Here is a 25,568-nt window from a genome sequence, read left to right on the forward strand (position 1 = left end):
TCAATTTAAATAAAAAAGAAGTCAGGACCTTAAATGACGGTCCTGACTTCTTTTTATTGAACTTCGATTAATATGTCTAATTAAATAGAAATATTATTGTTTACCTTCTGGTTCCATAACTTCATCAACTAAACCATATGCTTTAGCTTCTTCAGCTGTTAAGAAATTGTCACGATCAGTATCTTGTTGGATTTTTTCAATAGATTGACCTGTTCTTTCAGAAAAAATACGATTTAATTTTTCACGAGTTTTTAAAATATGGTTGGCAGCAATCTCGATTTCAGTTGCTTGACCTTGTGCACCACCTAATGGTTGGTGAATCATTACTTCAGCGTTTGGTAAAGCATAACGTTTACCTTTTGCACCTGCTGCTAATAAGAATGAACCCATTGACGCAGCCATACCAATACAAATTGTTTGAACATCTGGTTTGATATGTTGAATTGTATCATAGATAGCAAAGCCAGCTGTCACGCTTCCCCCTGGTGAATTGATATATAAGTAAATATCTTTTTCAGAGTCTTGGGCTTGTAAGAATAATAATTGAGATACAATTGAGTTAGCAACGTTATCATCAATTTGTGAACCTAACATAATAATACGGTCTTTTAATAATCGTGAATAAATGTCATACGCACGTTCACCACGATTTGTTGTTTCAATAACTGTAGGAATTAAATTCATCTATATTTCCTCCTTGTAATAACTGTTACTTCATATTTTAACCTAAAAGTCAAAAATGGTCAAAAATAAAGTTCTTTTAGTTTAATTGCTAATTGACGTTAAGTGAATTACTTTTGTACACTAGAAATAACTATTTTTGATTGTACTGATTTTATATCATTTAGTACAGAAATAAGCTTTATCTATTTTCCCCTTGTAGTGTAATGGATAACACATAAGATTCCGGTTCTTAGAATAGGGGTTCGATTCCCTTCGAGGGGGCTCATATATGGTTAAATACAAAGACTGCTTATGTAGTGATTCAAATTAACAGAAGAAAGCCATGATCTTCAAATTTAGAATACATGATTACACAATGTGTTCTATCAATGAGACATGGCTTTTATTTTATCATTTCAATATGATATATTTTTCTGAATCTCATACCATTGGGATAGTTTTTTATAATTCAATCTTCTCGCCGTTTCGGATTTTATCTGCTAATTCGTTTAATTTTCTTAATCGATGGTTCATACCTGATTTAGAAATAGGTCCTGTGGAAATCATTTCACCTAATTCTTTTAAAGAAATTTCTTGATGTTCAACACGTAATTTCGCGACTTCACGTAAACGATCTGGCAAATTATCTAAACCAATTTCTTGGTCAATTAATTGAATACTTTCAACTTGTTTCATAGCTGCGCTCACAGTTTTATTTAAATTGGCTGTTTCACAGTTTACTAATCGATTAACGGAATTTCTCATATCACGTACAATACGTACGTCTTCAAATTTGAGTAGTGCTTGATATCCACCAATTAAACTTAAAAAGTCAGATATTTTTTCCGCTTCTTTTAAATAAACGATACTACCCTTTTTACGTTCAAGATGTTTTGCATTTAATTCGTAACTATTCATCAACTTAGTTAATCCTTCAGAATGATTCTCAAATTGAGAAAAGATTTCTAAATGATATGAAGATGTTTCAGGGTTATTGACAGAACCCCCTGCTAAAAATGCGCCACGCAAGTAACTTCGTCTCATTTCATCATCTTGAATCATCTCTGGATCAATTTCATGTGTAAATACGCCTTCTTTTAAAATTCCTAATTCATCAAGAATCTCTCGTGCTTTCATCTTTGTACGACAAATGTAAATATTATTTTTCTTCAATTTCATTTTTTTACGTACTAATATTTCTACTTCAACATTAAAGATACGCTTAATCAGTGAATAGATTCTTCTAGCAGTTGTGGCATTTTCAGTTTGAACATTTATCACAAACTGTTGATTGGACAAACTAAGTGCCCCATTCATACGAATTAATGCACTGAGCTCTGCTTTCGCATTAGCTTCATCTACATCTATACGAGTTAATTCATTTTTCATATCTGATGCAAAGCTCATAGAACACTCATTCCTTCCTATCATCGCCTACATGATTCTTTCGCAATGACTTTTTTCTAAATTAATCTCATTTAAATTATTTTTCATTCATTGAATTTACAGACTTAAATAAATTCTAACTCTCATATCCTCTCATCATGACTACTGCTGACGTTTGCTGTTAGGATCAAATTGAATTGTACTAATTAATTCAAGTGCGACTTCATATATCAAAGTAGATAATACTTTGGTATTGTGTCTTACTAAATGTTCATCTGATATTTCAACTAGATTAGATGCAGTAATCACTTTAATACCGTCCTGTTTTAATTCATCAACGTTAACGTCAACCGGTTCTGAATGTTTTTCTCTATATTTTTGTAAAACATTATCATTAAATTGATCAGTACAGCAAATGACGTAATCGACAAATGATTGTCCTGCTTGTCGATGTAATGCATTAATATGTTCTTTCACATCATAACCATCAGTTTCACCTGGCTGTGTCATTACATTAGATACATATAGTTTAGGCGCAGATGAATTTAATAGTGCATGTGATATACCTTTCACACATAAGTTAGAAATGACACTCGTATATAACGAACCTGGGCCTAAAACGATTAAGTCTGCTTCTTCTAACGCTTCCACTGCTTCTTCCATTGGTTCAACATCATCCGGTTCTAAAAAGACTTTGTCTATCTTTTTCTGCATTTTAGGTATTTTAGATTCACCGTAAACAATGTCTCCATCTTCCATAATGGCATTTAATTGCACACTTGAATTGGTTGATGGGATTACTTTACCTTTAATATTTAATACTTTACTTAATTCTTTAATTGCATGTCCAAAATCATTCGTAATGTTGGTCATACCAGCGATTAATAAATTACCTAATGAATGTCCACTGATTTGATTTTCTTCAAATCGATATTGGAATAATTGTGTTAATACTGATTCCGAGTCACTAAGCGCTGCAATAACATTTCTAATATCTCCGGGAGCTGGAATATCCATTTCATTTCGAATTTTACCTGTACTACCACCATCGTCTGCGACCGTGACAATAGCGGTAATATCAATTGGAAATTCTCTTAAACCTCTAGCTAATACTGATAAACCAGTTCCTCCGCCGATTAATACTACTTTCATTCTTCTCATTGATGCTCGCCACTTTCGATATGTGCATCTCTGTGATGAACATAAACGTTATAATCAAAAACCTCGTTTAGATATTCACCCAAACGTTTACTTAAAGCTACTGAACGATGTTGGCCACCAGTACATCCAATAGCTATGACTAATTGAGATTTACCTTCTTTTTTGTAACCAGGAATCATGAATTTTAATAAATCCGTTAATTTATCAAAGAAAATTTCAGTTTCTCTCCATTTCATTACATAGGTATACACTTCTTCATTTAATCCAGTTAATGGTCGCAACTCTTCTACATAATAAGGATTAGGTAAAAATCGCACATCAAATACTAAGTCAGCATCCATTTGAATACCATGTTTAAATCCAAAGCTCGTTACGTTAATCGTAAATGTTTCAAAATCATCATTCTTATAATAATTAACAATTCGTTCTTTTAATGCTTTAGGTTTAAGTTGGCTCGTATCAATCACATAATTAGCGATACTTCTAATTTGTGAAAGCTGTCCACGTTCTTCATTAATGGCTTCTATTAATGAACGTTGTCCTTTTTCATTTAATGGATGCGCACGTCGTGATTCTTTATATCTTGAAATTAGTTTTTCTGTAGTTGCTTCTAAAAACATGACATCTACAATAACGTCATTTCTACTTTTGATTAAATCTATTTCTTTCACAAGTGATTTAAATAATTCTTTGCCTCTTAAATCTATAGCAATTGCCACTTTTTGTAATGAAGGGTTACCTTGCTCCATTAATTCAACGAATTTAGGCAATAACACAGGTGGTAAATTATCTACACAGAAATAGCCTATATCTTCTAAACTTTGAATGACTAGAGACTTACCAGCACCTGACAAACCAGTCACTACTAATAGTTCACTTTTTCCCATTTCTTTTTCAGAATTCATCATTTCATTGGTCACCGCCAGTTATTTGAAATTTGTACATTAATAGCTTCATCATACCACACTCAAATTCACAAAGGAACGTTACTAAGACTTAGAAAAAAGCTAGAACAACAAACGGATTATTAGCATTATAATCCTCCTATTGCTCTAGCTTAAATTACTGTTGTGATAAATGGTATTTAATTTATGCTTCTAATTTATCTTTGATAGCTTCAATATAATCTGCTGCACTTTGAGCTGCAATACTTCCGTCGCCTGTTGCTGTAACAATTTGACGTAATCCTTTATCTCTTACGTCACCAGCAGCATAGATACCTGGTACGTTTGTACTCATATCTGCTTCAGTTACAATATAACCATTTTCATTTGTAATACCTAAATCAGTAAATGGTGCTGTTAGTGGTTTCATACCGATATAAATGAATACACCATCTGCATCATAAGTGACTTCAGAACCATCTTTCGTTGATTCCAAAGTAACTGATCCTACCTTGCCGTCTTTGTCATTGATTGTCTTTAAAGTATGACTCCAAATAAAATCAATTTTATCATTTTTAAATGCACGGTCTTGTAAAATACTTTGTGCACGTAATTGATCTCTTCTATGAACAATAGTGACTTTGTCAGCAAATTTTGTTAAGAATGTACCTTCTTCAACAGCTGAGTCACCGCCACCAATAACAAATAAACGTTTGTTTTTAAAGAATGCACCGTCACATACAGCACAATAACTTACACCACGTCCACCTAATTCTTGTTCTCCTGGTACGCCGATTTTTTTATATTCGGCTCCAGTTGAAATAATCACTGCGTGTGCTGTAATTTCTTTATTTCCTAAGTTAACGACTTTATAATCGCCTTTATCTTCGATTGATTTAATATCACCATATTGATACGTAGCACCGAATTTTTTGGCATGTTCAAACATTTTAGTAGATAAGTCTGGTCCAGTAATCATTTCAAATCCTGGAAAATTCTCTACTTCTTCTGTATTTGCCATTTGGCCACCTGGCATACCACGTTCAATCATAACTGTGTTTAAATTGGCACGTGATGCATAAACTGCAGCCGTCATACCAGCAGGGCCTGCACCTATAATTGCTACATCAAAATCTACTTCAGTCATTTACTTGCCCTCCTACTAAATAATCATTAAACGCATTATATATCAAAATAAGTATTTCATAAATTTATATGCTCAAAATATAAGTTATCGTTTTATCTAATTTGTAATGACTAATATCAAACCATTCTTTGATTTGCTTCTTAGTCAACTTCTGATTTGTTTGTTGGTAATACAAATATAAATATGCACCTAAATATCTTTCAACTTCAGTTAAATCTGCTTGATCAGCAATAATTGATTCAGCTTGATCTATCCATTGAACAAATAATGATGTATCATTTCGAAATTGGTCGAATTGATACAGTTTTTGCATACCACGATGAATGAAGTCCAATTTATTCAGCGTTAAACCTTGAACTAAATATGTTAAATATAATTTTTCATAATCATTTAATGTTTCTAATACGGCCCATATATCTTCTGTTATCAATATTTCTTTACCATTCAATTGATTTAAAAGGAAGATACCATACAATCTATAGTGACTATCATCATCCATTAATAATGGTAAGATTCGTTGATCAAAGACATGTTTGCTTTCCTCTATAACCCAAGGGGGAAATCCTACATCTACTTTAGAAATTTGTAATAGTTTATTCCAAAATTGGATACTCTCATCTTTATTTCCTAGGTAATAATAATTATAACTTAAGGCATTAAACATTTGTATCGAAGCAAACTTCCCTTTTTTATACAGTGGAAGCAGTAGCTTTTGCGAGGCATGATATTGTTTCAAATAACTTAATACAATGCCTAATTTAAAGCTTTCATCATCGTTCATTGGTACAACTTTACTTAATATATTCAAATAACGTTTATACTTGTCTCTTTCGTTCGTATTATAAAGTAATAAAGTATAATGACAAAGTGCATGGACATCTGAATTATCTTCATTTAATAGGTCTTCAAACATTTCCTTAGCAATATCATATTTACTTAGATATAAATAACACATTGCTAATAAATTTTTAATGACGCGATGATTTTGTATTGCTTCTTCTTGATTTAATATATATGATTTTGCTTGCTCTAAACGACCTTGTGAAAATAAAAATTGGAACAATAATTGTACTGCAAAAAGTTGTGCCTCTACTTCTATTTGATGTTCATTAGAATACGATACATCGAACGTTTCTTCTAGTTCATCACGAAAGTCTTGATCATCTGTAATTAATACATAATTAATACCAAACAAGAATGCCTTGTTTGGTTCATTCAATTCAATGTTCAACTGACTCAATTCATAAAAACTATCAGCCACGCGTCTATCATTAATAATATTTTCATAAAATAAATGTTCCGCACGACTACCAAAACCTAGTTTAACTAAACATTGAGCATAGTTTAATTGAATATCAAAATCTTCAGGTGACAATTCTAGCACTTTACTATAATAATCAGCTGCTTTTTTAAAGTCTTGTTGCTTCCACTTTTGTGCTGCCATTTTGCGATAAAACGGTTCATCAAAAGCCATTGAAATAATTTTATTATTTTTATCTGCCAAAGATTGTCACCTCCATATTCATTTTATTTGTATAGGGTTACCAAAAGCGATCGAATTACTCGGTACATCTTTAGATACAACTGTTCCTGCACCAATTTTTACATGATCTCCAATAGTGACACCTGGAAGTATAGTGACATTGGCACCAATTAATGTATGACTGCCAATCGTTACCTTTCCATATTTAAATTCATCTACTAAAATTTCATGCGTTAATATTGTAGTATTATAACCAATCACACTATTGTTGCCAACTGTTATTAGCTCTGGATAAAACAAATCTGGCACTACTTTAAACGCGAATACAGAATGCTTTCCAATGTTCATCCCTAATAATTGACGATACATATTACTTTTCAATTTTAAGTTTGGCATGTACCGACAAACCTCGATAATAATCGTTTGTCTTAATACTTTAGGAAATTTGACTAAACGATAAATATGCCACAATGGATTCGTATGAGTTATTTGATATTCACGATGAGGTTTTAATTTTCTCATATTTTAATTACACCTTCTATTTAGGCCAACTTAATGGTCCAGCATTCTTGTATGTGGGTGGTTGGTATTTGAAGCGTCTATATAACATTATTGCCACACTGATAATAATTAAAATCACAGATACTAACTGAGCCACTCTAATATGACTTGTTAGCATTAAACTATCAGTTCTAAGCCCCTCTACAAAGAAACGACCAATCGAATACCAAATTAAATATAAGAAAAATGTTTCGCCTAATTTTAAATGCTTTCTAACTGTAACTAAAATAATAAATCCTAAAACGTCCCACACTGACTCATATAAAAATGTTGGATGATAATAATGACCATCAATATACATATTATCAATAATAAATTGAGGTAAGTGCAACTGTTCTAAGAACGATTTTGATACTATCCCACCGTGCGCCTCATGATTCATAAAGTTACCCCAACGGCCTATACCTTGAGCCAAAATAATACTTGGTGCAACAATATCTCCAATTTGAAATGGATTTAAATTTTTCATTTTACAAACTATAATACCAGTTATAAAACCACCAATTAATCCACCATGAATGGCTATACCACCATGCCAAATTTTTGGTATTTCACCTGGATTCTGCATGTAGTAAGGCCATTGGAAGATAACGAAATAAATACGTGCCACTATGAAACCAAATATTGCACAGTAGAAGATAACATCTACTAGTGTATCCTTATGTAACCCTACTCTCTTTAATGCTTCTTGTGCTACAAAATAACCTAATAAAATGCCACAAGCAATTATAATGCCGTACCATCTTATTTGTAATGGGCCCAAATGAAATGCAATAGGATCAATATAACTTAACGTTAAATTCATCATCTAACTACTCCTCACCTTTATGACTGTTGCGAACAATTTCGTCATTCAGGCGTTCGCTAAATTCTTCTGCTGTATTGATACCCATGATATTTAAACGATAGTTCATTGCGGCAACTTCGATAATCACTGCAACATTTCGTCCAGGTCTTACTGGAATAGTTTTTTTAGTGATTTCTGTATCTAAGATACGTAATGTTTCTTCATTTAGACCCACACGGTCATACAATTTTTCTTTATTCCAATTCTCCAGATTAATATTCAAGCGGATTTGCTTTTCAGTCAAAATTGAACCAGCACCAAATAATGTCATTACATTAATAATACCTAGACCACGAATCTCTAATAAATGCTCAATCAATTTTGGAGGTTTACCAATTAATTCATCTTTTGTAATTTCTCTAATTTCAACATTGTCATCTGCAACAAGTCTGTGCCCTCTTTTAACTAATTCTAAAGCTGTTTCACTTTTACCAATACCTGAATCACCTGTGATAAGTACACCTACACCATAAACATCAACAAGTACGCCATGTAATGATGTTGTCTTTGCTAGTTCATGTTCTAAAAACGTTGTTAAACGACTCATTAGGCTTGTCGTAGCATCTTTAGCAACAATGAGTGGCGTGTTAAGCTCTTTTGCAGCTTCAACAAGTTCATTAGGTGGTTCTAAACCTCGCGTTACAATAATCGCAGGTGTGTCTGGTCGACATAACTTTCTCATTCTACCTTGTCGCTCATCATCAGGTAATAAATTGTAAAATGATAACTCGGTAGTGCCTAATAATTGAATTCGATCTGAAGCATAATGAGAAAAATATCCGGCCATCTCTAAACCAGGACGAGAGATATCTGTATTCTTAATGGGTTTATTCAACCCTTCTTCACCAGCTATTAATTCTAAATTTAATACTTCAACTAATCTTTCAGTTGTTAACATGCGTTCACCTCTATATTGAATTGTTACTACAAATTCACTTTCTTTAATCATATCAAAAATCAAACTACTATCTATATTAAAAAGTTATATTAACTCAATGTTTAGAAAATAGTCATGTTTTACAAATGCAAAATCAACGTTAGATCTTTGTTTGTTTATCGCTTATAATCAATAAAGCGGTATCTACATTTTATTTAGATATGTATTGTATGAAAAAATCTTTTAAAAAAGATGATTCCAGTATACTCTGAAATCACCTTAATATAAATTATAACATCATTTTATTATGATTCATCTTCATTTCTATCTCGTTCTAAAACTGTTTTCAAATATTGACCTGTGTATGAACTATCGACATTGGCAATATCTTCAGGCGTTCCTGTAGCAACAATTGTACCGCCACCATCGCCACCTTCTGGACCTAAATCAATAATGTGATCAGCTGTTTTAATAACATCTAAATTATGTTCAATAATGACAACTGTGTCCCCATTTTCGACAAGTCGGTTTAAAACTTTTAATAATCGACTAATATCATCAACATGTAAACCCGTTGTTGGTTCATCCAGAATATAAATTGAACGTCCTGTTGAACGTTTATGCAATTCAGAAGCCAGTTTCACACGTTGCGCTTCACCACCGGATAAAGTAGTAGCTTGTTGTCCTAAAGTAACATAACCTAATCCGACATCTACCAATGTTTGAAGTTTACGTTTAATCTTAGGTATATTTTCAAAGAAATGGGTCGCATCTTCTGCTGTCATTTCTAGTACATCAGCAATATTTTTACCTTTATAAGTAACTTCTAGTGTTTCTCTGTTATAACGTTTGCCATCACAAACTTCGCAAGGGACATAAACATCAGGTAAGAAATGCATTTCTATTTTAATAATGCCATCGCCTTTACATGCTTCACAACGACCACCTTTAACGTTAAAACTGAAACGTCCTTTTTGATAGCCTCGAATCTTAGCTTCATTGGTTTGAGCAAACACATCACGTATGTCATCAAATACCCCTGTATATGTTGCTGGATTTGAACGAGGTGTTCTACCAATTGGTGATTGGTCAATATCTATAATTTTATCTAATTGGTCAATACCTTTAATTGACTCATAGTCTCCTGGCTTTACTTTAGATTTGTTGATTTTTTGTGCTAGAGATTTATATAATACTTCGTTCACTAATGAACTTTTACCAGATCCTGAAACACCCGTCACTACAGTCATTAGTGAAAGTGGAATATCTACATCCACGTTTTTCAAGTTATTGCTTTTAGCACCCTTGATGCTAATTTTTTTATTAGTCACTTCACGTCTGTGCTCTGGAACATCAATTTTCTTTTTACCACTTAAATACTGTCCTGTTAGGGAGTGCTTATTTTTCATTACTTGTTTAGGTGTACCTTGAGCGACAATTTCGCCACCATGGTTACCTGCGCCAGGTCCGACATCTACTAAATAATCAGCTGCGCGCATAGTATCATCATCATGTTCTACAACAATAAGCGTATTGCCTAAGTCTCTCATCTCTTTAAGTGTATTAATCAAGCGATCATTATCACGTTGATGTAAACCTATAGATGGTTCGTCAAGTACATAAAGAACGCCAGTTAGACGAGAACCAATTTGAGTTGCTAAACGAATACGTTGTGCTTCACCTCCAGATAATGTACCAGACGCACGGTTCAATGTCAGATATTCTAGCCCTACATTATATAAGAATGTTAAACGTGAAATGATTTCCTTAAGAATTTGGTTCGCAATCGCTTTGTCTTGTTCTGAAAGTTCGATATTTTGATAATAATTTAAAGCTTCTTTAATTGAGTATTCAACAACTTCACCAATATTTAATCCCGCAACATAAACTGAAAGTGCCTCTTTACTTAAACGCTGACCATGACATGTCTCACATGGCAACTCAGTCATATATCGGCTCATCATCTCTCTCGTATACTCAGATGGGGATTCATGATAACGACGATTGATGTTGTTAACTACACCTTCAAATATCATTTTTCGTTTTCTTTGTCCGCCGCCGAATCGTTGATTAAATGTAAATTCAATTTCCTTATCTCCTGAGCCGTGCATTAATATATTCTTTTGTCTATCGGTAAGTTTTTTATATGGTTTATCCATATTAATTTTATAGACTTCACATACACGTTTTAATAATGTTGGATAAAAATCTGAACTTGTAGGCTCCCACGGTTCAATTGCGCCTTCATTTAGGGTTTTATTGGGGTCAGGAATAACTAAGTCCATATCAACTGTTAATCGTTGCCCTAAACCATCACATGTAGGACACGCTCCAAAAGGACTATTAAAACTAAACATACGTGGTTCTAATTCACCTATGGAAAATCCACAAATTGGACATGCATGATTTTCAGAGAATTTTAATTCTTCCCCATCAATTATATCTACCGTTAAACTTCCTTCTGCAAGTTCAAGTGCCGTTTCTATAGAATCTGCTAATCTTGTTTCAATACCATCTTTAACGACTAATCTATCAACAACAACTTCAATAGTGTGGTTTTTATTTTTATCTAATTCCGGTACTTCGTTCACATCAACAATTTCACCGTCAACTCGCAAGCGAACATACCCTTTTTTACTTATATCTTCAATTAATTTTTCATGACTACCTTTACGGTGGGAAACAACTGGTGCTAACAATTGAATTTTAGTTCGAGTTTCTAATTCTAAAATTCTATCCACCATTTGTTGAACAGTCTGTGATTCTATCTCAATATGATGATTAGGACAATATGGTTTTCCTACACGTGCATATAGCAACCTAATATAGTCATATATTTCAGTCACTGTGGCAACTGTAGAACGTGGGTTCTTACTTGTTGTTTTTTGATCAATTGAAATCGCTGGTGATAAGCCTTCAATTGTGTCAACATCCGGTTTATCCATTTGACCTAAAAATTGACGTGCATAAGCACTTAATGATTCTACATATCTTCTTTGACCTTCGGCATAAATGGTATCAAAAGCTAAAGAGGATTTACCTGAACCAGAAAGTCCTGTCATCACTATCAACTTGTCTTTAGGTAATTCTATATCAACACCTTTTAAATTATGTGCTCTTGCACCTTTCACTACTATGGATGGTTCTCTCATTTAAATGTCACCCTTCTGATTTTAATTCGAATAACATATCTCTTAACTCTGTTGCTTTCTCAAAGTCTAAATCTTTAGCTGCTTTTTTCATTTCTTTTTCTATGTTTTCTATCGTTTTTTGACGTTCTTTCTTCGTCATTTTCTTAGGAACTTCTATTTGTTTATTTTCATTTGTATCATCACTTTCGACGGTTGCACTGATGACATCATGAATTTTCTTATTAATTGTTTGAGGTGTAATACCGTGTTTTTCATTATGAGCCATTTGTATATCACGACGTCTCTGCGTTTCATCAATGGCATATCTCATTGAATCTGTAATCTTATCAGCGTACATAATAACTTCACCACGATCATTTCGTGCTGCACGTCCAATTGTTTGAATTAAAGAACGATTGGAACGTAAAAATCCTTCTTTATCTGCATCTAAGATAACAACCAATGAAACTTCGGGAATATCTATCCCCTCTCTTAACAAGTTAATTCCAACAATTGCATCATAGGTACCCATACGTAAGTCTCTTATGATTTCTATTCTCTCGAGAGTTTTGATTTCCGAATGAAGATAATTAACTTTAATTCCTGCTTCTTTCATATATGTTGTTAAATCTTCACTCATTTTTTTAGTTAAAGTAGTAACCAGTACTCTTTCATTTTTATCAATTCTATCTTGAATTTCACTCAACAAGTCATCAATTTGATTTTCTGTTGGACGTACATCAATTTTTGGATCTAACAATCCAGTAGGTCGAATAATCTGCTCTACCATTTCATCGGTATGTTCTATTTCATAAGGTCCTGGTGTGGCAGATACATAGACTAATTGATTTGTTTTTTCTTCAAACTCTTCAAATTTTAAAGGTCTGTTGTCTAAAGCACTTGGCAATCTGAATCCATGATCAACTAAAACTTGCTTACGTGCTCTATCACCGTTATACATCCCCCTTACTTGAGGTAGTGTCACGTGTGATTCATCAATCATGATTAACCAATCATCGCCAAAGTAATCAAGCAATGTATATGGGGTAGAACCTAGTGGTCTTAACGTTAAATGTACAGAGTAGTTTTCAATACCTGAGCAGAACCCCATCTCACGCATCATTTCTAAGTCATAATTAGTTCTTTGTTCTAATCTCTGTGCTTCTAAAAGTTTATTTTCATCTCTTAACTCTTTTAAACGTTCTTCTAATTCTTTTTCAATTCTCTCGATTGCAACTTTCATCTTTTCTTCACGCGTAACGAAGTGGGATGCTGGGAAAATTGCAAAATGTTCACGTTCTCTTATAACTTCGCCTGTTAAATAATTCACTTCTCTAATACGATCGACTTCATCACCGAAAAATTCTACTCGAATACACATTTCTTCTCTTGAAGCAGGGAATATTTCAACCACATCGCCTCGTACTCTAAATGTACCACGTTGGAAGTCTATATCATTTCTAGTATATTGCACATCAACTAGTTTTCTTAGTAATTCGCTACGTTCCATTTCCATGCCCACACGCACACTGACAACCAAATCTTTATATTCTTCTGGATTACCCAAACCATAAATACAACTCACACTTGCTATGATAATAACATCATCTCTCTCAAACAATGCGCTCGTTGCTGAGTGTCTTAATTGGTCAATTTCATCATTAATAGACGCATCTTTTTCAATAAATGTATCTGTCGATGGTACGTAAGCTTCTGGCTGATAGTAATCGTAGTAACTCACGAAATATTCCACTCTATTTTCCGGGAAAAATTCTTTAAATTCACTATATAATTGTCCAGCCAATGTTTTGTTATGTGCAATAATCAAGGTTGGTTTACCTACTTGTTGTATTACATTACTCATCGTAAATGTTTTACCTGTTCCGGTTGCACCAAGTAGTGTTTGGTGTCTCTTACCTTCTTTAACACCTTTAACAATTTTCTTTATTGCTTCAGGTTGATCACCTTGAGGATCGAACTCTGAATTTAATTTGAATGGATAATGTTCAACCATTACTACATACGCCTCCTGCATTGTTTACAACTCAACTTCTATCACTCGAGATTAGTGAACTCATTTTTTTCTAAAGAATATCGTCACTAAATACGTTATTTACTTATTACTTTCCCTAGTTTACCTCTTGTCATACATCATTTTGATGATATCGTTAACGTAAATATTAGCACTGAATTTATTTTCTATTTTAACAAATCTCGAACATAAAATACAAACATTTGTTCGCTAACATTTTTATATTATAAGATAAATAAAAACAAACATAGCTTAGCAAACTATGCTTGTTTTATACACTTTATTTTCAATCCGTTTGTTTATTAATTGAGTTTTATTCTTCTCTCTTATGGAATTCTATTTGATCTATGATTAAATAACCCGCTAATAATGATACAACATCAATAAATATAATCCATTCACTATGGAAAAAGCCTTTATATATTGAGGTCGCAATTAATATTAAAGTAACAGAGGTACCAATCCATTTGTTTTTAGTTACGACACTAAAAAGTACTATTAAAATACAAGGAAAAAATGCAGCACATGCATACCAAATCATTTATTTCACCTGTTTCTTTTATTAAGTATTGTCATCGTAGTTTCTCGTAATTCTGTTCTAGGAATGAAGTTTTCAGTTAGCATTTCAGGAATTACATTATCAATAAAATCTTGAACAGAAGCTAAATGATCGAATTGCATAATTGTTTCTAAACTCATTTCATATATTTCAAAAAACAAAGGTTCTGGGTTACGTTTTTGGATTTCACCAAATGTTTCATATAGTAAATCAATTTTATCCGCAACAGCAAGTACTTGTCCTTCTAATGAATCATCTTTACCTTCTTGTAGCCTTTGTCTATATATGTCACGGTATTGCTCAGGGATTTCTTCTTTAATAAAATTTTCTACCATTTCTTCTTCAACTTGTGAAAAAAGCATTTTCAATTCTCTACTTGCATACTTTACTGGCGTTTTAATATCACCTGTAAATACCTCTGCAAAATCGTGGTTTAGTGCTTTTTCATATAAGCTCTTCCAATCTATAACATTTCCATTATATTCTTCAACAGTGCCAAGATACTGAGCAATTTTTGTTACCTTAAACGAGTGTGCAGCCACATTATGCTCAAAATATTTAAATTTACCAGGCAACCTAATAAGCTTTTCCATGTCAGAGAGTCTTTTGTAATATTGATGTATGCCCATTCCGTGATGCCTCCTTCTTATTTAATCATAGATGATACTTAGTTTCATTATACCAATCAAAATCATGATTAAAAGTAATATCTTAATGGCGATTTCAACTTAGTTGATTAATATTAAATAAGCAGCAACGTAATAATATAAATTACGTTACTGCTATATATAACTTTAGTGTGTATTCAAATTTAATGAATGTAGTTATAGCTACCTGGATTTGTAATTGTTCTGTAAGATTTTACATTAAATCCACCGTTCCAGTTCATTTCAGAAACTGTAACTGTACCATTACTATTTACGCTTTCAACGACGCCTACATGGCCATAGCCACCCGAACCATTTGTACCAGGATTAGATTGGAAAACTGCACCTGCAACTGGAATATTATTCACTGTGAAACCAGCATTTCTAGCATTTACTGCCCAACTACCAGCATCCCCCCATAAACTTCCAATTGGTTTACCTAACTCTGCACGACGATTGAATGCATAATATGTGCAGTTGCCATAATTATATAAATTGCCAGAATTACTTACAGAATACAAACTAGCACCAGCCTCATTACTATATGATTGATTCGTTGTAACAGATGGTTGTGATGCCGTTTCACTTGTAACATCTACATATTGTTGACTTGCTGCTGATGTTGGTTCTCCAACATTATAATTGCTTGAATTATAAGTGGTATTGTTGACTTGATATTGTGTTTCATATGGAGAAACAGTAATGATATCCCCCGGAAAAATTAAAGGTGTAACCCCAGGATTAAGGCTATATAATTCATCTAAAGTAATATTATGATTTAAAGCGATTTGGTATAATGTGTCACCAGGTTTGACGATATATTGACTAGCATTTTCAGTTTCAACTGATGCTATGTTTTCAGATGTATTCACATTAGATACAGCAGTTTCTTCTTGAGCATCTGCAACATTGCTGAATGCGATACACGCTGCTACTGATGATAATGATAATAAAAACGTCTTCTTCATTAAATATGTCATTCCTTTGTTGTGTATTCTAATTTGTTGAATTTAATATAACACAATATTATTTTATAAAGGTTAATGTTAAATTGATGTAATATATTTTTTATACACAATCATTTCAAGCGTCATCTTATATATCATCACAAATACATATATATCAGCTACTTTAGAGCGATTCATTGTTAGTTTGACTTTGTCATAATGATCAACTGAGTAATATTACAAGAGATTTTTTACATTGATTTTGTTGACTTTAAAATTTTCAAAATAATTCATTCTTATTTTTATTTAAATGGTAGTACTTTGAAACTACTACAGCTAATAAAAAAGAAGCACTTGAGACAATTATATGCCTCAAACGCTCCTTCTCTTATTCTTCAATTTATTTATCCATTTGATGTCTTAAATACGCTTCAATAAACGGACCTATGTCACCATCCATTACTGCATCCACTTTACCGGTTTCTTCATTTGTTCTATGATCTTTAACCATTGAATAAGGATGGAATACGTAAGATCTAATTTGACTTCCCCAACCTATTTCTTTTTGCTCACCACGTATTTCTGCCATTTCACGTTCTTGTTCTTCTAATTTAAGTTGGTACAATTTAGATTTCAACATTTTCATTGCTGCTTCACGGTTTTTAATTTGTGAACGTTCATTTTGGTTATTAACTACAATACCTGTAGGATGATGCGTAATTCTGATTGCTGATTCCGTTTTATTAATATGTTGTCCACCAGCGCCAGATGCTCTGAAGGTATCAACTGTAATATCATCAGAATTGATTTCAATTTCAATCTCATCATTATCAAAATCAGGAATAACATCACAAGACGCAAATGATGTATGGCGACGGCCAGATGAATCAAATGGTGAAATTCGAACTAATCGATGCACACCTTTTTCCGCTTTTAAATAACCATATGCATTATGCCCTTTGATTAATAATGTCACACTTTTAACACCCGCTTCATCGCCAGGTAAATAATCCACGGTTTCAACTTTAAATCCACTTTGTTCACAATATCGTTGATACATTCTTAATAACATACTTACCCAATCCTGTGATTCAGTACCGCCTGCACCAGGATGTAATTCTAAAATCGCATTATTCGCATCGTAAGGACCATCTAATAATAATTGTAATTCAAAGTGGTCAATCTCTGATTTAAATTCAATGACATTATTTTCTAACTCTTGCTTCATATCTTCGTCAAATTCTTCTTGCAACAATTCAACTGTTGCAGACATATCTTCCACGGTTTCTTCTAATTCATAATAACCATTTACCATTGACTTTAAAGCATTATTTTTATCGATGATATCTTGTGCTCTATTTTGATCATCCCAAAAATTGGGCTCTGTCATCATTTCTTCATACTCTTGGATGTTAGTCTCTTTATTTTCTAAGTCAAAGAGACCCCCTAATTTGATTTAAATTGTCTTTGTACGCATCTATATTTCTTTTAATTTCTGATAATTCCATAATGTCTCTCCTATTTCATTTGTTTATCTATGATTTTATTTCAATTTGATTTACTTTATCAAATTCTTAAATATTACTACACTACATTCATCATATTATATGTTTATATTCTATCATAAACAAACTGAATGACAGTATAAGTACGATTGTTGTATTAAAATTAAAGCCTCATAACTTAATTATTGCTGTTGAATTATTTTCTCAATCAATCAAATATACAATAAAGAAGCCCAAGACAACTTTGTCTCAGGCTTCAACTATATATTACTTATTTAGGTGCAACTATGCTTGTCCATGACAGTTTTTATATTTCTTACCGCTACCGCAAGGACATGGATCATTACGACCGATGTCTTCACCTTTAACAATCGGTTGTGGTTTCACTTTTTCTTTGCCATCTTCGGCTGATACATGTTTTGCTTCACCGAAGTCTGTTGTTTTTTCACGTTCAATATCATCTTCAACTTGTACCACTGATTTTAATATAAACTTACAAGTATCTTCTTCGATATTTTGCATCATCATATCAAATAACTCGTGACCTTCATTTTGATAATCACGTAATGGATTTTGTTGTGCATATGAACGTAAATGGATACCTTGACGTAATTGATCCATTGTATCTATATGATCTGTCCAATGACTATCAATAGAACGTAATAAAATCATTCTTTCGAATTCATTCATTTGATCGCCAAGCGTTTCTTTTTGTTTAGCATAAGCTTTTTCAATTTTAGACCATACTACTTCAAAGATATCTTCTGAATCTTTACCTTTAATTTCTGACTCTTTCAATTCTCCTTCTTGTAAGAAGACATCATTTATATAGTTGATGAATGGTTGATAATCTAAGTTATCATCCTCTTCATTGATATGATAATTGATTCCACGTTGTAATGTTGAACGTAACATGGCATCTACAACTTGTGAACTATCATCGTTATCAATGATATCGTTACGTTCATTATAGATAATTTCACGTTGTTTACGTAGTACTTCGTCATATTCTAAGATACGTTTACGTGCATCAAAGTTGTTACCTTCAACACGTTTTTGCGCTGATTCTACTGCTCTTGAAACCATTTTAGATTCAATTGGTGTAGAATCATCCATACCTAATCGGCCCATCATTTTTTGTAGTCTTTCTGAACCGAAACGTACCATTAATTCATCTTGTAATGATAAATAGAAGCGACTATCCCCATTATCACCTTGACGACCTGAACGACCACGTAATTGGTCATCAATACGACGTGATTCATGACGTTCTGTACCAATAACAGCTAAACCACCGATTTCTTCAACGCCTTCACCTAATTTGATATCTGTACCACGACCAGCCATGTTTGTAGCAATGGTAACTGATCCTTTTTGACCAGCATTTGCAACAATTTCCGCTTCTCGTTCATGGTTTTTAGCGTTTAATACATCATGTCTTACGCCACGTTTTTTTAATAAATTAGAAATATATTCAGATGTTTCTACGGCTACTGTACCTAATAATACAGGTTGTCCTTTTTTATGCTTTTCAACTACATCTTCAACAACGGCATCAAATTTCCCTTTTTGACTAATGTAAATTAAGTCAGATTTATCAACACGTTGTACAGGTTTATTAGTCGGGATTTGAGTTACTGTCATATTATAAATATTTCGGAACTCTTCTTCCTCTGTTTTAGCAGTACCTGTCATACCTGCTAACTTATTGTACATTCTGAAATAGTTTTGGAAGGTGATAGAAGCCATTGTTTTAGATTCATTTTGAATTTGTACGCCTTCTTTAGCTTCGATCGCTTGGTGTAAACCTTCAGAGAAACGTCTACCAGGCATTGTACGACCAGTAAATTGGTCAACGATAAGTACTTCGCCATCTACAACCATGTAGTCAACATCTCGTTGTAAAGTCACATGCGCTCTTAATGCCGTATTGATATGACTAATAATTTCTACGTTTTGAACATCATAAAGATTATCAATCTTAAACATGCGCTCTGCTTTATCTGCACCTTGTTCTGTTAAGTTCACAGATTTTGTTTTTTCATCGTATTTATAATCATCATCTAATTTTAGCATTTTAGCGAAAACATTAGCTTGTGTATAAAGTGATGTAGATTTTTCTGCTTCACCTGAAATAATAAGCGGTGTTCTTGCTTCATCAATTAAAATAGAGTCTACCTCATCAATAATGGCAAAATGTAATGGTCTCATAACACGCTCTTCTGCATAGTTCACCATGTTATCTCTCAAATAGTCGAATCCTAGTTCGTTATTCGTACTATATGTGATATCTTGTGCATACGCTTCACGTTTTTCAGTTGTGGTTTTACTATTTAAGTTTAGACCTACAGATAAACCTAGAAATTCGTATAGTTCTGCCATTTCTTCACTTTGAACACTAGATAAATATTCATTGACTGTAATAACGTGAACGCCTCGCCCTGCTAATGCATTTAAATATGTAGGCATTGTTGCTGTTAACGTTTTACCTTCACCTGTTCTCATTTCAGCGATATCACCATGATGAATAGCGATACCACCCATAACTTGTACTTTATATGGAATCATATTAAAAACGCGTTTAGAACCTTCACGTACAAGTGCATACGCTTCAGGTAAAATTTTATCTAAGTAATCATTTTGTTTTTTAACATCTTCAATTTCAGCAAGTTCTTCTTGAAATTTCTTAGTTTTATTTCGAATTTCTTCATCAGTTAAAAGTGCTGTATCTTCCTCTAATGCGAGTACTTTATCAGCTAACTTACCTAACTTTTTCGTTTCTTTTTTATTGCCGTCAACAATTTTTGATAAAAATCCCATTCTGTTCGCTCCTTTAGCTAAAAACTGCTTGGCTTTCAACAATTAATCTTACCATTTATACCTTTAGAATCATACTTAAATACTCATTAGTATACGTTATTCCCTTTGTCCATAATATAAACATATTGGCAATCATAGCTTACACACTTTAAGTTATTTTACATGGTAATTCAATCAAAATGCCTTTGTGTCTTTCCAATCTATAACATAATTAAATCTAATGAATTGTCAACAAGTTAATTCTAACATGATACAATGTATTATTTCTCGTCTCAAATAAATAAACTTCGCATAAATTGCGAAATTTATTATACAGTATTTCTTTTCCGTTATTTTCAATTAAGATTAGCACAGTATAATCATTGCGTCTACGAATTCAAACATCCATACATCATTCTTTTAAATCCCTTTACTCAACTCATTATTAAGAATAACCCCTTAATATTATATATAAAAAGGGAGCAAGATGAAGTATTCACATACGAATAACAATCATCTCACTCCCAAATTAACCCTATTCAATTATTAAACTGAATTCATTTCTTACATATATTTATGGTTCACATTGACCCTTATTGTTCAGTTGTTTCAATTAAACCATATTTTCCATCTTTACGACGATAAACGATACTAGTACCGTCAGTTTCACGATCTGTAAAGATAAAGAAGTCATGTCCTAAAAGATTCATTTGTAATACCGCTTCTTCAGAATCCATAGGTTTTAAACTGAATTGTTTAGAACGAATAATTTCGATATCATTATCATTATTTTCTTCTGCACCGCTAATTTCTTCTGGTGGTGCTTCTTGAACTTCTGCTACAAACACTTCTTGATCACCACGGTCACGTTGCTTACGATTTACACGTGTTTTATACTTTCTAACTTGACGTTCAAGTTTATTAGTAATTAAATCAACACCAGCATATAAATCATCATGTCTTTCTTCTGCTCTTAAAGTGACATCTTTAAGAGGAATTGTTACTTCAACTTTTGTAGTTGAATTTGAATAAGTTTTAACTTTAACGTGTGCAACCGCATTCGGTACATTATTAAAGTAACGTTCTAACTTACCAATTTTTTCCTCAATATAGTTGCGAATTGCATCTGTGATAGTGAGGTTATCTCCATGAATTTCAAATCTAATCATAGTAATCTCTCCTTTAACCTCTTATATTGGTAATGCTTAATTATATTTTACCACGTCATCCTTATCTTGCAAACGCAAACACATTGAATTTTCTGACATTTAATGTGGATAATTTACACATTGCACGATTAATCGTTAACCCCGTTGTATAAATATCATCAACAAGTAATATTTCCTTACCATCTAACTCAATATTTTTCCTTATAAAAAAGGGATTTGTCTCTTTTATTCGTTTAATTTTATTTAAACCTGCTTGTTTCGGTCTAAATTCTGTACCTAATACATTTTTATAATCAACACCTTTCATCTTTAAAACTTCTTCAACTGGATTAAATGTTCTTTCAATATTACGTTCATCTGGGGATGGTATAGGGATTACGTAGTCAAATTTACCTTCTGGTATATTGATTACCTCAGCAAGAATTTTGCATAAATAATGATCTTTCAAAAATTTATATTGATGAATCGTTTCTTTCATAATACCTTCATAAATAAAATCACATTTTAATTGATATTGAATGTTAAATCGCTCATTCAAAAATTGACAATCTTCACAAATTTGTTCATCTTGTGTCATTACTTTCAAACACTTTTTACAACGCTTTATAGCATCATGGATTTTTACTTGATTCCATTTTCCGACGCAAGTCTCACATAAAACATTAGGGTTTCTATAAAAATTAATGATAGTAAAAGGTTCATTTATAGGATTCAAGCATTGTAGACATCTTTCCATTATATGTCTAACCATCCTTTTTGTTTCCCAAGTTGATTCATTTTTTTAATATCTTTTCTTGCTAACATCATCGATAGTGACACACCATTATGATAATAAATCACATGCCCGTTTGGCGCTTGCTTCTTTCTCCCTACACGACCTGCAATCTGTATTAATGCTTCTTTAGAAAACTGGTCAGCATCAATTACTACGACATCCAACTTTTCCATAGTAAAACCTCGTTCAAGAATAGTAGTGGTAAAAACAACAACATGATTACCTGCCCTTAAAGATTGTACTTTTTCAAAGCGTTGCTCATCTTCACTGTGAATATATATTAAATTCGGTATTTGAGCTTGATACGTCTTAAAAGCTTTAATCATGCAATCAATGTGATTAAAAAATACTAAAGTATATCGTTGACGTTGTATTTGTTGGGATAAAAAATTTAATAATTTATATTGAACTTTCTTAGGATTAAACTTTAAATATTGAAAATTGGGTACCGGAAGTGGTTGTCGGTGGAATCGTGCAGGTAATTTAATCACATTATCTTTACTTATCGTCGATAATAGTTTCTTCGGCGGCGTAGCTGTCATATAAATATGACATGCACTCTGTTTGGAAGCTGTTTGAATCACTTTAAATAAGTCGTCATCCATTGATAATGGAAATGCATCTACTTCATCAATAATAATAGCATCAAAGTGGTTTTTATATCGATATAGCTGATGAATCGTTGAAATGATAAAGTGTCCGTTGAACTCTTGTTTACTACTTTGATGCAATACATCTATATCTTCCTGAAAAAATGCATTTTTAATCCGTTGGCTAATTTCTACTACAACATCAACACGTGGTGATACAATCGCAATATTGTCGCCTTGATTTCTAGCAAACTTAATGCCTTCGAAAATCATTTCAGTCTTACCAGCCCCAGTAACTGCATATAACAATAATTTTCGTCGTGCCTTAATTGCATTTACAATTTGTTGAGAGGCATACCTTTGTTGGTCTGAAAGCGCAAATTCAAGGTGATATTCACATAGCGTAGCCTTTTGATGACTCTTAGTTATTCTATAATCAGTCAAATGATCCATACGACCAAGTTGTATACATTTTCTACAATATATAATGTCTTTATTTATAAAATTTGAAAAATAGCGATGAAAATATTTAGCATCGTCTGTTTCACATTGAACACAATGCCAACGGTTATTTTTAAATACAACGCCTTTAGTAACATGTGCCACTTGTTCCGTAGTGATATTCATTTCTGAATGAATTAACTTTCCAAAATGTAATATTGATGTTCCCTCCAATAAAAAAAGACATACCGAATTGTCATTCAACAATTCCATATGTCCTCTAAATCTTCTAATTAAGTCTAATTTGTCGTGCAGTGTAGCCTAAACCTAACCCACCAGATCCTAAGTGCGCGGCAATCACTGGTCCGAATTCAGAATATGCTACTTGGTAATGTGATGACGCATTGGCTTTGACAGATTCTAATAAGGCTTTACCATCCTCTGTTTTATCGCCATTAATCACGTAAATTGTCACATCATTATAATCTTTAACTTGATTTAAGACTTTATCTTCTAGTGCTTTTAGCGCTCTCTTCTTAGTACGTACTTTTTCTTCTGGTACTATTTTACCATCATCAAATTTAAGTACTGGTTTCATTTTTAACAATGTACCTACCCAAGCTTGAGCACCTGTAATACGTCCGCTTTTTTGTAAATTTTTTAAGTCATCTACAATTAAATAAGCACCTGTATGTTCTCTCATATCAGTTAACTCTGCTATGATATCATCTGGTTTATAACCTTGTTCTACCATTTCTATTGCACGTAATACGTAACAACCTTCCATCATAGCCGCAAGCTTACTATCAAATGCATAGACATTAATGCCTTCAACTAACTCTCCAGCTTGCTTCCCAGATTGATAACTCCCACTAATTCCACTAGATAAGAATACAACTATCACATCTGTGTAACCATCTTCTCTTAATTTTTCGTATCTTTGAATCCATTCACCTACAGCCGGTTGACTTGTCGTAGGTATCGTTGCTGAAGAAGCCATTTTATTATAAAAATGGTCAATATCAACATTTACATCTTCAGTATAGCTTACACCATCATCAAAAGTTACACTTAACGGTGCAACTGGGATATTATATTTATCAATTAAATCTTGAGATAGATAGCTAGTAGAATCAGTCATTACAGCAATCTTCATAGTAGTCCTCCTCAATTATACTCATAGTAATAATACAATATTTTATTAAAAAAGAAAATCTTAATTAAACAATTTATTTTAAGTATTTACAGAGTGTATAATACAAATATGAAAACAGAGCGAAGATGAAGGTGAAAAAATGACAAAACCAATCATTACTATTAAAGAAGAACATACTATTGAAAATACAATCAATAAATCGCGTTTTATTTCACATATTAAACCTGTAGCTTCAGAGGATGAAGCAAAGGCATTCATAAATGAGGTGAAATCACAACATAAAGATGCAACACACAACTGTTCTGCATACACTGTAGGGCCAGAAATGAATATTCAAAAAGCAAATGACGATGGAGAACCAAGTGGTACTGCTGGCGTCCCTATGTTGGAAATATTAAAAAAGTTAGAACTACATGATGTGTGCGTCGTTGTTACACGCTATTTTGGCGGTATCAAATTAGGTGGTGGCGGCCTCATAAGAGCATATAGTGGTGCAGTACGTGATGTTATTTATGATATTGGACGTGTGGAGTTAAGAGCTGCTATTCCAACCACCGTTACCTTGAATTATGATCAAACTGGCAAATTTGAATATGAATTAGGTTCCACTAGCTTTATGCTTAGAAATCAATTCTATACTGACAAAGTTAGCTACCAAATAGATGTAGTTGAAACTGAGTACGATGATTTTATCGAGTTTTTAAATAGAACGACAGCTGGCAATTATGAGCTAAATACTGAAGAAATTAAAATGTTACCCTTCGATATTACAACAGATTAAAAAATAAGCTATCTAAAGTTAGAGTCT

General features: G+C 32.8%; 21 protein-coding genes and 1 tRNA gene. 2 read left to right on the top strand and 20 right to left on the bottom strand.

All coding sequences use genetic code 11. The annotated features are described in order from the left end of the window. Window positions 1-93 precede the first annotated feature (93 nt). Window positions 94-684, bottom strand: a complete 591-nt coding sequence (gene clpP / locus EL082_RS09540) for an ATP-dependent Clp endopeptidase proteolytic subunit ClpP (RefSeq protein WP_002466718.1) — start codon at window positions 682-684, stop codon at window positions 94-96. Between the two features lie 189 nt (window positions 685-873). Between clpP and EL082_RS09545 the strand changes: the two genes are divergently transcribed. Further along, window positions 874-945: transfer RNA gene (locus tag EL082_RS09545), tRNA-Arg, on the top strand. Between the two features lie 180 nt (window positions 946-1,125). On the opposite strand, the gene whiA is transcribed toward EL082_RS09545, so the two are convergent. The 19 genes from whiA to fakB1 form a co-directional block, all read right to left on the bottom strand. Continuing rightward, window positions 1,126-2,070, bottom strand: coding sequence for a DNA-binding protein WhiA (gene whiA / locus EL082_RS09550; RefSeq protein WP_002466716.1), 945 nt, complete (start codon window positions 2,068-2,070; stop codon window positions 1,126-1,128). A 141-nt stretch (window positions 2,071-2,211) separates the two neighbouring features. Next, entirely contained in the window at window positions 2,212-3,210 is a 999-nt protein-coding gene (locus EL082_RS09555; RefSeq protein WP_002466714.1) for a gluconeogenesis factor YvcK family protein, read from the bottom strand. Continuing rightward, window positions 3,207-4,118 carry an RNase adapter RapZ gene (gene rapZ / locus EL082_RS09560; RefSeq protein WP_002466712.1) on the bottom strand — a complete coding sequence of 304 codons (912 nt, stop codon included), beginning with the start codon at window positions 4,116-4,118 and terminating at the stop codon, window positions 3,207-3,209. Before rapZ ends, EL082_RS09555 begins: the two co-directional genes overlap by 4 nt. A 181-nt stretch (window positions 4,119-4,299) precedes the next feature. Continuing rightward, on the bottom strand, window positions 4,300-5,241 hold the full coding sequence (gene trxB, locus EL082_RS09565) for a thioredoxin-disulfide reductase (RefSeq protein WP_002450908.1): 942 nt from the start codon (window positions 5,239-5,241) through the stop codon (window positions 4,300-4,302). A gap of 64 nt (window positions 5,242-5,305) precedes the next feature. After that, window positions 5,306-6,745, bottom strand: a complete 1,440-nt coding sequence (locus tag EL082_RS09570; protein WP_015365268.1) for a tetratricopeptide repeat protein — start codon at window positions 6,743-6,745, stop codon at window positions 5,306-5,308. An 18-nt stretch (window positions 6,746-6,763) separates the two neighbouring features. Next, entirely contained in the window at window positions 6,764-7,246 is a 483-nt protein-coding gene (locus EL082_RS09575; RefSeq protein WP_103286257.1) for an acyltransferase, read from the bottom strand. Window positions 7,247-7,262: 16 nt separating this feature from the next. Further along, window positions 7,263-8,090, bottom strand: a complete 828-nt coding sequence (lgt, locus tag EL082_RS09580; protein WP_015365269.1) for a prolipoprotein diacylglyceryl transferase — start codon at window positions 8,088-8,090, stop codon at window positions 7,263-7,265. Between the two features lie 7 nt (window positions 8,091-8,097). Beyond that, a complete protein-coding gene (gene hprK, locus EL082_RS09585; RefSeq protein WP_015365270.1) occupies window positions 8,098-9,030 on the bottom strand; it encodes an HPr(Ser) kinase/phosphatase in 933 nt (310 codons plus the stop codon). A gap of 284 nt (window positions 9,031-9,314) precedes the next feature. Next, window positions 9,315-12,161, bottom strand: a complete 2,847-nt coding sequence (gene uvrA / locus EL082_RS09590) for an excinuclease ABC subunit UvrA (protein ID WP_002465361.1) — start codon at window positions 12,159-12,161, stop codon at window positions 9,315-9,317. Between the two features lie 7 nt (window positions 12,162-12,168). Further along, a complete protein-coding gene (gene uvrB, locus EL082_RS09595) occupies window positions 12,169-14,154 on the bottom strand; it encodes an excinuclease ABC subunit UvrB (RefSeq protein WP_002465354.1) in 1,986 nt (661 codons plus the stop codon). A gap of 331 nt (window positions 14,155-14,485) precedes the next feature. After that, window positions 14,486-14,713: a CsbA family protein gene (locus EL082_RS09600; protein WP_049414957.1), complete on the bottom strand. Its 228-nt coding sequence runs from the start codon at window positions 14,711-14,713 to the stop codon at window positions 14,486-14,488. Window positions 14,714-14,718: 5 nt separating this feature from the next. Further along, on the bottom strand, window positions 14,719-15,360 hold the full coding sequence (locus EL082_RS09605) for a YfbR-like 5'-deoxynucleotidase (RefSeq protein ID WP_002465357.1): 642 nt from the start codon (window positions 15,358-15,360) through the stop codon (window positions 14,719-14,721). 182 nt (window positions 15,361-15,542) lie between these two features. Next, window positions 15,543-16,346: a COG3942 and LysM peptidoglycan-binding domain-containing protein gene (locus EL082_RS09610; protein WP_002465360.1), complete on the bottom strand. Its 804-nt coding sequence runs from the start codon at window positions 16,344-16,346 to the stop codon at window positions 15,543-15,545. Window positions 16,347-16,725: 379 nt separating this feature from the next. After that, window positions 16,726-17,833 (bottom strand): peptide chain release factor 2 gene (gene prfB, locus EL082_RS09615; RefSeq protein WP_102949347.1). Its coding sequence is split into 2 segments (ribosomal slippage): window positions 16,726-17,760 and window positions 17,762-17,833, totalling 1,107 coding nucleotides; the frame shifts between segments, so codons are not numbered across the junction. Window positions 17,834-18,115: 282 nt separating this feature from the next. Then, window positions 18,116-20,650, bottom strand: coding sequence for a preprotein translocase subunit SecA (gene secA / locus EL082_RS09620; protein WP_015365272.1), 2,535 nt, complete (start codon window positions 20,648-20,650; stop codon window positions 18,116-18,118). 572 nt (window positions 20,651-21,222) lie between these two features. Then, on the bottom strand, window positions 21,223-21,798 hold the full coding sequence (gene hpf, locus EL082_RS09625; protein WP_049414975.1) for a ribosome hibernation-promoting factor, HPF/YfiA family: 576 nt from the start codon (window positions 21,796-21,798) through the stop codon (window positions 21,223-21,225). A gap of 61 nt (window positions 21,799-21,859) precedes the next feature. After that, window positions 21,860-22,534: a ComF family protein gene (locus tag EL082_RS09630; protein ID WP_015365273.1), complete on the bottom strand. Its 675-nt coding sequence runs from the start codon at window positions 22,532-22,534 to the stop codon at window positions 21,860-21,862. Beyond that, the gene (locus EL082_RS09635) at window positions 22,534-23,877 is read right to left on the bottom strand and encodes a DEAD/DEAH box helicase family protein (RefSeq protein ID WP_019235820.1); all 1,344 of its coding nucleotides are present in this window, start codon (window positions 23,875-23,877) and stop codon (window positions 22,534-22,536) included. The genes EL082_RS09630 and EL082_RS09635 overlap by 1 nt, the downstream gene beginning before the upstream one ends. A gap of 16 nt (window positions 23,878-23,893) precedes the next feature. Then, entirely contained in the window at window positions 23,894-24,760 is an 867-nt protein-coding gene (gene fakB1, locus EL082_RS09640; protein ID WP_002467468.1) for a fatty acid kinase binding subunit FakB1, read from the bottom strand. Window positions 24,761-24,899: 139 nt separating this feature from the next. Between fakB1 and EL082_RS09645 the strand changes: the two genes are divergently transcribed. After that, entirely contained in the window at window positions 24,900-25,541 is a 642-nt protein-coding gene (locus EL082_RS09645; RefSeq protein ID WP_002467465.1) for a YigZ family protein, read from the top strand. The last annotated feature ends 27 nt before the right edge of the window (window positions 25,542-25,568 follow it).

The sequence above is a fragment of the Staphylococcus warneri genome, assembly GCF_900636385.1.
GTDB lineage: Bacteria > Bacillota > Bacilli > Staphylococcales > Staphylococcaceae > Staphylococcus > Staphylococcus warneri.